The organism is Rhizobium leguminosarum (genome assembly GCF_004123835.1).
Taxonomy (GTDB): domain Bacteria; phylum Pseudomonadota; class Alphaproteobacteria; order Rhizobiales; family Rhizobiaceae; genus Rhizobium; species Rhizobium leguminosarum_M.
Map to the genome: position 1 here is coordinate 42,555 of NZ_MZMU01000003.1, position 12,205 is coordinate 54,759.

Below are 12,205 nucleotides of genomic sequence, written 5' to 3' on the forward strand. Positions count from 1 at the left end.
CAGGATTTGAAATGCGCGTCATCTATTCCGAAGATCACAAGCTGCGCGATGCCAGGACCGAGCTGCACGCCGGCCAACTGGTGACGCCCTTCGAGGCGCCGTTCCGTGCCGAATGGATCCTCGCGGCGGTCAAGGAGGCGGGTTTTACCGATGTCGTGGCGCCTGATGCGCACGGGTTGGAAACGGCTCGAAAAGTGCATGATCCCGCCTATCTGGATTTCCTCGCCACCGTCTGGGACCGCTGGGTGGCGGCCGGTTTCACCGGCGAGGCGATCGCCAATTCCTTCGCCGTTCGCCGCACCAGCCAGCGCGTGCCCGAAAATATCGTCGGCGCGATCGGCCACTATGCCAATGCCGCCGATACCTCGATCACCAAGGGGTCCTACGAGGCGGCGGTCGCTTCCATGCGCTGTGCCGTCACCGGCGCCGACTGGCTGGCAGCAGGCAATCGTTTCGCCTTCGCGCTCTGCCGCCCGCCCGGCCACCATGCCGGCATCGATCTCTTCGGCGGCTATTGCTTCATCAACAATTCAGGTGTCGCCGCGCAGCGGCTGCTCGACCATGGTGCGAGCAAAGTCGCGGTGCTGGATGTCGACTTCCACCATGGCAATGGCACGCAGGATCTCTTCTATCACTGCGGCGATGTCTTCACCGCCTCGCTGCACGGCGATCCCATGCATGCCTTTCCCTATTTCCTCGGCCATGCCGACGAGAAAGGCGAGGGAGAGGGCGAAGGTAGCAACCGCAACTATCCGATGCCGCCGGGCACGCCTTGGCATGTCTGGTCTTCGGCCCTTGCCGATGCGCTCGCCCGCATCAAGACCTTCGGCGCCGAGGCGATCGTCGTGGCACTCGGCGTCGATACCTTCGAGCGCGACCCGATCTCCTTCTTCAGCCTCACCTCCGACGATTTCACCCGCATGGGCGCGATGATCGCTTCCGTCGGCCTACCGGTGCTCGCCTGCATGGAGGGCGGCTACGGCGTGCCGGAGATCGGCCTCAACGTCGCCAATGTCCTCAAGGGTCTGGAAGCCTGATCACTGCCGATGACCGACGAGACCGTTCCATCCGACATTCCGACATCCCGCATGCTGAGCTGGGCGCGCAACTCCACCGTCTATCGCCTGGAGCGGCGGATGATGACGGAAAAGCAGCTGTTTGACGCCATCACCCGCAAGGCGAAGGAGAAATTCGAGGGGATCAGCGCGGCACAACTCAAGGCCGTTGCCGATTTCGCCGTCAAATTTGCCTATGACAACAAGGTGCTCGACGATCACGCCTATGCCGAGATCAGCACGCGCTCTGCCGTGCGCGGCGGTAAATCGAAGCGCGCGATCGCCCAGAAGCTTGCTGCCAAGGGCGTCTCCAGCGACAAGGTCGAAGTGGCACTTGAGGAGGCTGACGATCTCTATGCCGCAGCGATTTTTGCCCGCAAGCGCGCTTTCGGTCCCTTCCGCCGGGTCGAGTTCGACGAAAAGCGAAAGGCGAAAGAGCTTTCGGCTTTTGCCCGCAACGGCTTCAGCTTCGACATCGGCAGGAAGGTCTTCGAAATGAGCTTCGAAGACGCTGAAGAGGTCATCTTCGCCGGCCGATCTTTGGCGCCTCAGCATCAGCGCTCTTGATCCCGGCATGAAAAGTTTGAATTTGGTTCTCACCCGTCTTCGGCCTAAAACCGCGCCAGGATCGGGGGCCACATGGACATCAAGAATATCGAGACGGGGACGGACGGCGCAGCCTTGATCGCGCAGCCGGGCGTATCGCCGACTTCGGGCGGCTTGGCGGCCGGTGTCGCCATGTGCCTGATGTCGATGTCGTCGATCCAGTTCGGCGCGGCACTGTCTTCGTCAGCCATTGCCACCTATGGCGTTGCCGGCGCCACGTGGCTGCGGCTTGCTTTCGCGGCGATCATCCTTGCCGCCGTCGTCAGGCCTTCGGTGCTGCGCTATAACGGCGCCCAATGGCGGGCGACGTTGCTGCTCGGCACGACGACGGCTGCCATGACACTGTGCTTCTTCGCGGCGATCCAGCGGCTGCCGCTCGGCTTGGCGATCGCCATCGACTTCCTCGGGCCGCTCTCGGTCGCCGTCTTCGGCTATGGCCTGAGCTGGCGGCTTACCTGGCCGTTGATCGCTGCGGCCGGCATTCTCTTCCTCGCCCATGACGGCGAAGGCTGGGTCGGCAATTCTTCAGGCGTCCTCTTCGCCCTCGGCTCGGCTGTGGGATGGGCGGTCTATATCCTGCTGACGAAGAAGGTCGGCGCTGCCTTCAAGGGGCTGGAAGGTCTCTCGATGTCGCTGATCGTTGCCGGCCTCGTCGCGACACCCTTCGGTCTGGCCGAGACAGGGGGCGCCTTCACGGTGGAGGGACTGGCGGAGGTTCTCGGCCTTGCCATCCTCGTGCCGCTTTTGCCCTATGCGCTGGAGATGGTGGCGCTGCGGCGCATGCCGTCGGCATCCTTCGGCATCCTGATGAGCCTCGAACCGGCGCTCGGTGCTCTCGCCGGTTTTCTGATCCTCGCCCAGCCGATGACCGCGCTGCAGATGCTGGGTACGGCGCTCGTGGTGGCGGCCAGCGCCGGCGCCACCGCCTCGGCGGAAAGGGCCTGAGATCAGGCGGGTTTGCGCGCGGGATCGTCGAGCGCCGGATTGTAGAACAGCGACAGCGTCAGGCTCTTGGCGATCCGTTCCGCCGTCGCCATGAACCAGGCCTTGGCCTCCGGCGACGGGGCGATATCGTCGAGCGTCGCGGCAAAAAGCGACAGCCACTTCGGAAAGAGATCGGGCGTCAGATTCTGGACACTCGTATGCGCCTGCACCGGCTTGCCGCCATAGGCGCCGCTGCGGAAGGCGACGGCCGACCAGAAGCTCTTCATCTTCGCCATATGCTCCGGCCAGCGGCCGGATAGTTTCGCGTCAAACACCGGGCCGAGATCGGGATGCGTTAGCACGCGCCCGTAAAAGGTCTCGACCAGCCTGTCGATGAAGGCCTCGTCGACGCCCATCGCCTGCATTTCGGCCTCCGCCCTTTCGCGGATCGCCGCGACATGGGCGGGGCGGCCCTGAATGTCATTGTCCATTCCAAAACCCCGGCGCCGCGTGATGCGGCAGCCTCCATATAGGTGTTTATGGCGGCGAGCCAAAGTCACCCGTGTTGCTTGCGGCAATCTGTCAGCTTGCCTCCCCATTCACTTGACCGTCACTGCCAGCTTCTTTAGATTTAGAATAATTCTAAAATTTGGAGAAAGTCATGCTGGCGCGGTTTTTCAGATCCTCGAAACGATCTTTCGAGTCGCTGTCCGAGCAGGAGATCCTTGCCCTTGGGATCGCCTCCGAGGAAGACGATGCCCGCATCTATCTCGCCTATGCCGACAGGCTGCGCCGCGAATTTCCGGCCTCGGCCAAGGTCTTCGAGGATATGGCCGAAGTCGAGGATACGCATCGCAAGTCGCTGATCGAGATTCATCGCCAGCGTTTCGGCGAGCGCATCCCGCTGATCCGGCGCGAGCATGTGCAGGGCTTCTACGAGCGCAAGCCCGACTGGCTCAGGGCAAACCTTTCGCTGGATGCGATGCGGCAGGAAACCGAGGCGATGGAGGAGCAGGCCTATCGTTTCTATGTCGAGGCGGCAAAACGGACCTCGGACGCCTCGACCCGTGAGCTTCTCGGCGATCTCGCGCTTGCCGAACAGGGGCATGAGGATATCGCCCGCATGCTGGGCGACAAACATACGCCCGCAGATGTCAAGCACGACGAGGACGCGACGGTGCATCGGCAATTCGTGCTGACCTATGTGCAGCCGGGTCTTGCCGGACTGATGGACGGCTCGGTCTCGACCCTGGCGCCGATCTTCGCCGCCGCCTTCGCCACGCAGGATACCTGGCAGACCTTCCTCGTCGGCCTTTCAGCCTCCGTCGGCGCCGGCATCTCGATGGGTTTCACCGAGGCCGCCCATGACGACGGCAAGATCTCCGGCAGAGGCTCGCCGGTCAAGCGCGGCCTTGCCTGCGGCATCATGACCGCGCTCGGCGGCCTCGGCCACGCACTGCCCTATCTGATCCCGCATTTCTGGACAGCGACGATCACCGCCGCCATCGTCGTCTTCTTCGAACTCTGGGCAATCGCCTTCATCCAGAACCGCTACATGGAAACCCCCTTCCTGCGCGCCGCCTTCCAGGTGGTGCTGGGCGGCGGCCTGGTGCTCGGCGCCGGTATCCTGATCGGGAATGGGTGAGGAGCGGTCGGGCGCAGCCCGAGCAATCGATCCAGTGAATCGATTGCAGCAACGAACGCCCTGAGCCAAAGCGAAGGGCCGGGAGACGGTGCGTCATCCTCGGCATCAAGCCGGTCGGGCATAGCCCGAGCAATCGATCCAGTGAATCGATTGCAGCGACGAACGCCCTGAGCCCAAAGCGAAGGGCCGGGAGACGGCAAACTATTTGGCCCCGGCCGCGTTTGCGAAGGCTCAAGAGGCGGCACGACTGCATTCTTGCACTTCGCTTGCGCTCAGTGCATTCGCGGCTTCGCCGCTCACCCCCCTCATCTGCCTGCCGGCATCTTCTCCCCGCTGGGGAGAAGGGGACTCGTGGCGGCGCCTCGCTCCCTTGCGACATTGGTTTGGGAATGACACCCGCGCGGATTGCTCCCCCTTCTCCCCAGCGGGGAGAAGATGCCCGTCAGGGCAGATGAGGGGGGTGAGGAGCGGAAGCGACGAACGCCTTGAGCGTAAGCGAAAGACAGCCCTCCCTGTATAAAGAACCACCCGGCAAAACGAAAAAGGCCGGCAAACAGCCGGCCCTTTCCACATTCTCTATTGCAACCCTTACCGTAGCGCGCCGACCAGGACGTCGCGGCCGTTCTCGATGGTGACCCAGCGGCCGGCATTGTAGCTCGACTGGCGCTTGACGAAGGAATAGGGGGTCCCGAACCATGGCTTGACGTCGGAGGCGAGGTTGTCGAGCACGAAATCGCCCTCGGCCGTGCGCAGCGTCAGCACGGCATGGCCTTCGCCATCCGGCTTGCGCACGACGGTCATCAGCAGGTCGGCAGCCGGAAAGCCGCGCTGGATCAGCATGCGGCGCTTCAGCAGCGCGAAATCCTCGCAGTCGCCGGCGGTGGTCGGATAGGCCCAGACCTCATCCCTACCGTAGATTTCCTTGTCGGTCATCGGCGTGATCGTGCGGTTGACAGCGGCGTTGACCGAACGCACGAGCGACCACTTCCCCGGGTTCATGGCGACCGGGCCCGCGTTGCGGTTTGCGCCGCATTCACTGCGGTGGGTCTGACAGAAATCGTAGTGCCCGATCGGCTGTGAGGTGGCATTGCCTGTCACCATGGAAGCATTTCTGCTGGGGGCTGGTATGGCGGCCGTCGCCATCGCAAACATGGCCATCATGGCCACAAAGATACCCTTGATCCGCACGCCCGCTCTTTCCTTGCATCGCCCTTATTTATTAACAAAGTGTTAATGGAGAGGGCCCAAAAGAGTCAATCGTTACTTCTTGGGAGAACCTTACGACCCGCCGATATGGTTAAAATGCAACGGGTTGGGGGACTTGCATCAGGCGAATTTATCCGCCTCTGCCGCTCAAACGGGCATCTGCCTATTTGTTGATGAACGGATGATGCCTTTGACGGCACTCAGGAGAAGCGCGATATCGCCGGGGCGGGAAAGGCGATGGTCGCCGTCGCGAATGAAGGTCAGCACAACGTCGTCGGCGGGAAGATGTTCGACCAGTTTCATCGCATGCGCATGCGGCACGTCGGCGTCTTTCATGCCCTGGAGAATGTGCACCGGGCAGCCGGTTTCGATGATGCCGTCGAGCACCCGGTTCTTTCGGCCGTCCTCGATCAGCGCCCGCGTATAGATGTTGGGTTCCGGGCTGTATTGCGAACGCTCTTCGAAATAACCGCGCTCGGCCAGCGATTTGCGCTCCTTGGCCTTGAGGTTCGGCTCGATCAGCTCGGAAGTGAAATCGGGGGCGGGCGCGATCAGCACCATCCCTGCGAGCGTCACGCCGCCCTGCCGCGCAAGCTCCTGCGCCAGCCTGAGCGCGATCCATCCGCCCATCGACGAGCCGACAAGGATAACCCGATCGGGCGCGACATGGCGGATGACGGCAAGTGCCTCCTCCAGCCAGCGCGAGATCGTGCCGTCGCCGAAGCTGCCGCCGGAAAGTCCGTGGCCGGAATAGTCCAGGCGGATGCAGGCGAGCCCAAGTTCCGCCGCCAGCCCGTCGAGTTCCACCGCCTTGGTGCCGCTCATGTCGGAGCGGTAGCCGGACAGCCAGACCAGTGCCGGTGCGCCATTGCCCGCCTGCGCCGGCCGGACGAGCATGGCGATCTCACGCGCCGCCTCACCCTCGCCGACCGTCAGGAACTGCGGCTGGGCATTGGACATCTGATCGGACATCGGCGAAACTCCTGTTGTTTTGGCCTATAAAACAGATTCTTGGCAGGCTGACAGCGGGTGATTTTTCCGCTAAAGGATGATATTGACTCCGTTGCAGCGATGACGCGACACGTTTGTGCACCCCTGATTGGGAGCGCGATGCTGCAACGTTCCGAAACAACGCGAGGAGAATACGACCATTCGCAGACCTTTTAAAACCGACGCGCCCGTGAAGGACGGACCGCGCTCGAACCGTGAAATCCGCATTCCCAAAGTTCAGCTGATCGGGGCTGACGGTGAGAATATGGGCGTCGTGCCTACCGACCAGGCCTTGAGAATGGCGGAAGAAGCCGGCCTCGATCTCGTCGAAATTTCCCCAAATGTCGAGCCGCCGGTGTGCAAGATCCTCGATCTGGGCAAGCTGAAATATGCCAACCAGAAGAAGGCTGCCGAGGCGCGCAAGAAGCAGAAGATCGTCGAAGTCAAAGAAATCAAGATGCGCCCGAACATCGACACTCATGATTATGAGGTGAAGATGAAGGCGATGGGTCGCTTCTTCGACGAAGGCGACAAGGTCAAGGTGACGCTGAAGTTCCGCGGCCGTGAAATGGCCCACCAGGAACTCGGCATGAAGCTTCTGCAGCAGGTCAAGGCCGATACGATCGAGTTCGCCAAGGTCGAAGCCGAACCCAAGCTCGAAGGCCGCCAGATGATGATGGTGCTGGCGCCGAAATAAGCGCCAGGCAGTTTTTCGCCCAAGGCCGTCCGCAAGGGCGGCTTTTGTGCTTTCTGCCATTTTGCTTTGCGCCGTTGTATTTTGGGAGGCGCGAAGATTCCTCCGCCGCCCCGTTGCACTTTCATGACGCTGCGGTTATAAGCGCCCGTCCGAACTGACCGGCAGGGCATGCCGTGGCAGTTTCGAATGCTTGCGGAACGGTTCGTCGCCGATGCCGCAGATCAACAACAAACGCTCCCGCACCTTGTTGCGACGGCCGGAGAACCGGACTTCGCAGGAGGGCTTTTTTGATAAAGCGCGCAGGGAGGACAGAAGGAGTAGCAAAATGCCCAAGATGAAGACGAAGTCCTCTGCCAAGAAGCGGTTCAAGATCACCGCAACCGGCAAGGTCAAGGCTGCCGCTGCCGGCAAGCGCCATGGCATGATCAAGCGTTCCAACAAGTTCATTCGCGATGCACGTGGCACCATGGTTCTCGCAGAACCGGATGGCCGCAAGGTTATCAAGAATTACCTGCCGAACGGTCTCTGAGACTCGTCCGCGAACGCTAGATTTAAGGAGATCATGATATGGCACGTGTAAAAAGAGGCGTCACGTCTCATGCCAAGCACAAGAAGGTTCTGAAGGCAGCAAAGGGCTTTTACGGCCGCCGCAAGAACACCATCCGTACCGCCAAGGCTGCTGTCGATCGTTCGAAGCAGTACGCCTACCGCGACCGCAAGGTCAACAAGCGCAACTTCCGTGCGCTTTGGATCCAGCGCATCAACGCCGCTGTGCGTGAATTCGGCCTGACCTACGGCCGCTTCATCGACGGCCTGAACAAGGCCGGCATCGAAGTCGACCGCAAGGTTCTCTCCGACATGGCGATCCACGAGCCGGAAGCATTCGGCGCGCTGGTCAGTGCTGCCAAGAAGGCTCTTGAATACCTCAAGGAAGCCGGCACGGCGAACGAGTTTGAAGGCGCGGTCAAGTAACCAGCGCTTCCCAAGCTTTTGAATTTATGATTTTGGGAAACCCGCGCTGGTTTGGGCTAGCGCGGGTTTTTCTTTCTTTATATTCCTGGCGCCGGCCGGCGCCGCCTGCCTCCCGATCGCCCGCCTGATACTGGACGGAAAGAAGTGACAATGTCAGATATCGACCAGCTCAATGCATCGCTGCTCGCCGAAATCGCCGCCGCCGATGACGAGACGGCGCTGGAAGCCGTGCGCGTTTCCGCCCTTGGCAAGAAGGGCTCCGTCTCCGAACTGTTGAAGACGCTCGGCGCCATGACGCCCGAAGAGCGCCAGAGCAAGGGTGCTGCGATCAACGTTCTGAAGAACGCGGTGACCGAGGCGCTCACCGCCCGCAAGGCGACGCTGCGGCAAGCGGCAATCGATGCGCGGCTGAAGGCCGAGACGGTCGACGTCAGCCTGCCGGTGCGCTCTTCGTCGGCCGAGCGCGGCCGCATCCATCCGATCAGCCAGATCGTCGACGAGATCACCGCGATCTTCGCCGACATGGGTTTTTCGATCGCCGAAGGTCCCGACATCGAGACCGATTATTACAATTTCACCGCGCTGAATTTCCCCGAAGGCCATCCGGCCCGCGAGATGCACGACACCTTCTTCTTCAACCCGGATGAGAATGGCGAGCGCAAGGTGCTGCGCACCCATACCTCGCCGGTGCAGGTGCGCACCATGGAAGCGCAGACACCGCCGATCCGCATCATCATTCCCGGCAAGACCTACCGCCAGGACTCGGACGCCACGCATTCGCCGATGTTCCATCAGGTCGAAGGCCTGGTCGTCGACAAGAAGGCCAATGTCGCCAACCTCCGCTGGGTGCTGGAAGAATTCTGCAAGACCTTCTTCGAGGTCGACAGCGTGACGATGCGTTTTCGCCCGTCCTTCTTCCCTTTCACCGAGCCCTCTTTCGAGGTCGATATCCAGTGCGACCGCTCCGGCCCGATCGTCAAGTTCGGCGAGGGCACCGACTGGATGGAAATCCTCGGCTGCGGCATGGTCCACCCGAATGTGCTGCGTTACGGCGGGCTCGATCCGGACGAATATCAGGGCTTTGCCTGGGGCATGGGCCTCGACCGCATCGCCATGCTGAAATACGGCATGCCCGACCTGCGGGACTTCTTCAACGCCGACGTCCGCTGGATGACGCATTACGGCTTCCGCCCCCTCGACATGCCGACGCTGTTCGGCGGCCTCAGCGCTTGAACGGAGAATTGGGACGATGAAATTCACGCTCTCCTGGCTGAAAGAGCATCTGGAAACGGATGCCGGCCTCGATGAAATCTGCACGCGCCTCACCGAGATTGGGCTGGAGGTCGAGGATGTCGACGACAAGGCGGCGTTCAAGCCCTTCGTCATCGCCAGGGTCGTCTCGGCGGAAAAACATCCGCAGGCCGATCGCCTGAAGGTGCTGATGGTCGACACCGGGTCCGGCGCACCGGTCCAGGTGGTCTGCGGCGCCCCGAATGCGCGCGCCGGTCTCGTCGGCGCCTTCGCGGCGCCCGGAACCTATGTTCCCGGTATCGACGTGACGCTGGCCGTCGGCAATATCCGCGGCGTCGAAAGCCATGGCATGATGTGCTCCGAAAAGGAGCTGCAGATCTCCGACAGTCACGACGGCATCATCGATCTCCCGGAGGATGCGCCGGTCGGCCAGAGTTATGCCGCTTATGCTCATCTCGACGATCCCCTCATCGAGATCAACCTGACGCCCAACCGGCCGGATTGCACCTCGATCCACGGCATCGCGCGCGATCTTGCTGCCTCCGGCCTCGGCACGCTGAAGACGCGGCCCGCCCCGTCCTTCGCCGTCGAGGGCGAGACGCCGGTGAAGCTGATGCTCGATCTCGACGATCAAAAACTCTGCCCGGGTTTTGCGCTGCGCCTCGTGCGGGGCGTCAGGAACGGCCCGAGCCCGCGCTGGATGCAGCAGCGGCTGATCGCCATCGGCCTGCGCCCCATCAATGCGCTTGTCGATGTCACCAACTACATGACCTTCGATCAGGGACGGCCGATCCACGTCTTCGATGCCGCCAAGATCAACGGCAACCTGACCGTCCGCCGTGCCGCCGAAGGCGAGACGGTGCTGGCGCTCGACCAGCGCGAATACAAGCTGTCGCCGAACAACGTCGTCATCTCCGATGAAAACGGCATCGAATCGATCGGCGGCATCATGGGCGGCGAACATTCCGGCTGCGACGAGAACACCGTCGACGTGCTGATTGAATCCGCCCTGTGGGATCCGATGAACATCGCCAAATCAGGCCGCAGCCTCGGCATCATCACCGATGCCCGCTACCGCTTCGAACGCGGCGCCGATCCGGAATATATGGTCCCCGGCCTCGAACGCACGACCGAACTGGTGCTGGAGCTTTGCGGCGGCAAGGCGGCCAAGGCCGAGATCGTCGGCTACCAGGGTTACGAACCAAAGACCGTCGATTTCCCCTATTCGGAGGTCAAGCGTCTGACGGGCCTCGACGTCTCGAATGAGGAAAGCAACACGATTTTGACGCGCCTCGGCTTCACCATCTCCGGTTCCGGCGAGCGCGTCTCCGTCGCCGTCCCCTCCTGGCGTCCCGATGTCGACGGCAAGGCCGATCTCGTCGAGGAGGTCATGCGCATTCACGGCGTCGACAATATCAAGCCGGCGCCGCTTGAAAGCCATGCGGCCGTCAACGGCAAGATCCTGACGACGCTGCAGATCCGCAGCCGCCTCGCCAAGCGGGCGCTCGCCGCGCGCGGCATGCTCGAAGCCGTCACCTGGTCTTTCATTCCGGAAGACCAGGCAAAGCTGTTCGGCGGCGGTTCGCCGACGCTCAAGCTTGCCAACCCGATCGCCGCCGAAATGTCGGATATGCGCCCGTCGCTTCTGCCGGGCCTGCTGACCGCAGCCCAGCGCAATGCCGACAAGGGTTATGGTGACGTCGCGCTCTTCGAGGTCTCCGGCACTTATGAGAACGACAGGCCTGAGGGTCAGCGCCGCGTGGCCGGCGGCATTCGCCGCGGGACGGCCTCGCTTGCCGGCGCCGGTCGCGCCTGGTCGAACCCCGCCAAGGGCGGCGGCAAGCCAGTCGACGTCTTCGACGCCAAGGCCGACGCGCTTGCCGTCATCGAAGCCTGCGGCCTGCCGATGGGCAATATCCAGATCGAGCAGGGCGGGCCGGAATGGTATCATCCCGGCCGCTCCGGCACGATCAAGATGGGGCCGAAGGTCGTGCTCGGCTATTTCGGCGAATTCCATCCGCTGACGCTGGAATCGCTTGATGTCTCCGGCGCTCTCTGCGGCTTCGAAGTCTATGTCGACGCCATGCCGGAAGCCAAGCGCAAGGCGACGCGCACCAAGCCGGCGCTCGAGCTGTCGCCCTTCCAGGTGGTGCGGCGCGACTTCGCCTTCGTCGTCGACAAGACGGTGGAAGCCGGCGCGATCGTCAAGGCCGCGACCGGCGCCGACCGCAAGCTGGTGACCGGCGTCAATGTCTTCGACATCTTCGAGGGCGCATCGGTTGGCGACGGCAAGAAATCGGTGGCGATCGAGGTGCAGATCCAGCCGGTCGAACGCACGCTGACGGACGAGGATTTCGAGGCGCTGACGCAGAAGATCGTCGCCAGCGTCACGAAATTCACCGGCGGTGTCCTCAGAAGCTGAGCTTCACCCAACATCGTCAAGTCATGGACCGGTCGCGAATAGCGGCCGGTCTTTTCACAGGTGCAGATGGAAGAGTTTGCTCACGATCGTCCAGCGGCCGTCGATCTTCAGCAGCGAGAGATAATCGGTAAAGCGCATTCCGGCAAAGTCGTCGGTGACCTTGACGCTTGCCGCTTCGCCTTCGACATCGACGCTCTGAATGTCCATGTAGGGCTGCGTGCCGGGTGGCGCCGGCTCCTCCGCCAGGATCGCGGCGATGAACTCGTCCCGCGTCAGCCATTCGACGGCATTTTCGTAATGGCCGATGATCGAGCTTTTCGGGTGAAAGGCCTTTTTCAAGGCTGCCTCATTGGCGAAGGCCATGCCTTCGACATAGAGATGAACCGTCTGTTCGACTGCCTGCCTGTCCGACATATTTTCATCCCGTTCTTCGAGAT

At 62.2% G+C, this 12,205-nt stretch carries 13 protein-coding genes; 9 read left to right on the forward strand and 4 right to left on the reverse strand.

The genetic code is table 11. The annotated features are described in order from the left end of the window. The first annotated feature begins 11 nt into the window (after positions 1 to 11). The 3 genes from B5P46_RS03865 (at position 12) to B5P46_RS03875 (ending at position 2,606) form a co-directional block, all read left to right on the forward strand. Positions 12 to 1,037 (forward strand): histone deacetylase family protein, encoded by a 1,026-nt coding sequence (locus tag B5P46_RS03865; RefSeq protein ID WP_129417571.1) that lies wholly within the window; start codon positions 12 to 14, stop codon positions 1,035 to 1,037. Positions 1,038 to 1,046: 9 nt separating this feature from the next. After that, entirely contained in the window at positions 1,047 to 1,622 is a 576-nt protein-coding gene (recX, locus tag B5P46_RS03870) for a recombination regulator RecX (protein ID WP_129417572.1), read from the forward strand. A gap of 72 nt (positions 1,623 to 1,694) precedes the next feature. Next, positions 1,695 to 2,606 (forward strand): EamA family transporter, encoded by a 912-nt coding sequence (locus tag B5P46_RS03875; RefSeq protein WP_129417573.1) that lies wholly within the window; start codon positions 1,695 to 1,697, stop codon positions 2,604 to 2,606. Positions 2,607 to 2,608: 2 nt separating this feature from the next. Here B5P46_RS03875 and B5P46_RS03880 read toward each other — a convergent pair whose 3' ends face one another. Continuing rightward, on the reverse strand, positions 2,609 to 3,076 hold the full coding sequence (locus tag B5P46_RS03880) for a group III truncated hemoglobin (protein ID WP_129417574.1): 468 nt from the start codon (positions 3,074 to 3,076) through the stop codon (positions 2,609 to 2,611). A gap of 170 nt (positions 3,077 to 3,246) precedes the next feature. Here B5P46_RS03880 and mbfA point away from each other — a divergent pair, with 170 nt between their 5' ends. Further along, a complete protein-coding gene (gene mbfA / locus B5P46_RS03885; protein WP_129417575.1) occupies positions 3,247 to 4,230 on the forward strand; it encodes an iron exporter MbfA in 984 nt (327 codons plus the stop codon). Between the two features lie 588 nt (positions 4,231 to 4,818). Here the strand turns inward: mbfA and B5P46_RS03890 are convergent. Then, a complete protein-coding gene (locus B5P46_RS03890; RefSeq protein ID WP_129417576.1) occupies positions 4,819 to 5,418 on the reverse strand; it encodes a transglutaminase-like cysteine peptidase in 600 nt (199 codons plus the stop codon). A 165-nt stretch (positions 5,419 to 5,583) separates the two neighbouring features. Then, positions 5,584 to 6,408, reverse strand: coding sequence for an alpha/beta hydrolase (locus B5P46_RS03895; RefSeq protein ID WP_129417577.1), 825 nt, complete (start codon positions 6,406 to 6,408; stop codon positions 5,584 to 5,586). A 178-nt stretch (positions 6,409 to 6,586) separates the two neighbouring features. Here B5P46_RS03895 and infC point away from each other — a divergent pair, with 178 nt between their 5' ends. The 5 genes from infC (at position 6,587) to pheT (ending at position 11,768) form a co-directional block, all read left to right on the forward strand. Then, on the forward strand, positions 6,587 to 7,123 hold the full coding sequence (infC, locus tag B5P46_RS03900; RefSeq protein ID WP_075225634.1) for a translation initiation factor IF-3: 537 nt from the start codon (positions 6,587 to 6,589) through the stop codon (positions 7,121 to 7,123). 325 nt (positions 7,124 to 7,448) lie between these two features. Further along, the gene (gene rpmI / locus B5P46_RS03910) at positions 7,449 to 7,652 is read left to right on the forward strand and encodes a 50S ribosomal protein L35 (protein ID WP_003544621.1); all 204 of its coding nucleotides are present in this window, start codon (positions 7,449 to 7,451) and stop codon (positions 7,650 to 7,652) included. Between the two features lie 38 nt (positions 7,653 to 7,690). Next, entirely contained in the window at positions 7,691 to 8,095 is a 405-nt protein-coding gene (gene rplT, locus B5P46_RS03915; protein ID WP_003544622.1) for a 50S ribosomal protein L20, read from the forward strand. A gap of 150 nt (positions 8,096 to 8,245) precedes the next feature. Further along, positions 8,246 to 9,328, forward strand: coding sequence for a phenylalanine--tRNA ligase subunit alpha (pheS, locus tag B5P46_RS03920; protein ID WP_129417579.1), 1,083 nt, complete (start codon positions 8,246 to 8,248; stop codon positions 9,326 to 9,328). Between the two features lie 16 nt (positions 9,329 to 9,344). Next, on the forward strand, positions 9,345 to 11,768 hold the full coding sequence (gene pheT, locus B5P46_RS03925) for a phenylalanine--tRNA ligase subunit beta (RefSeq protein WP_129417580.1): 2,424 nt from the start codon (positions 9,345 to 9,347) through the stop codon (positions 11,766 to 11,768). A 54-nt stretch (positions 11,769 to 11,822) separates the two neighbouring features. Here the strand turns inward: pheT and B5P46_RS03930 are convergent, their stop codons facing one another. Further along, positions 11,823 to 12,182: a nuclear transport factor 2 family protein gene (locus B5P46_RS03930; protein ID WP_129417581.1), complete on the reverse strand. Its 360-nt coding sequence runs from the start codon at positions 12,180 to 12,182 to the stop codon at positions 11,823 to 11,825. Positions 12,183 to 12,205: the final 23 nt, after the last annotated feature.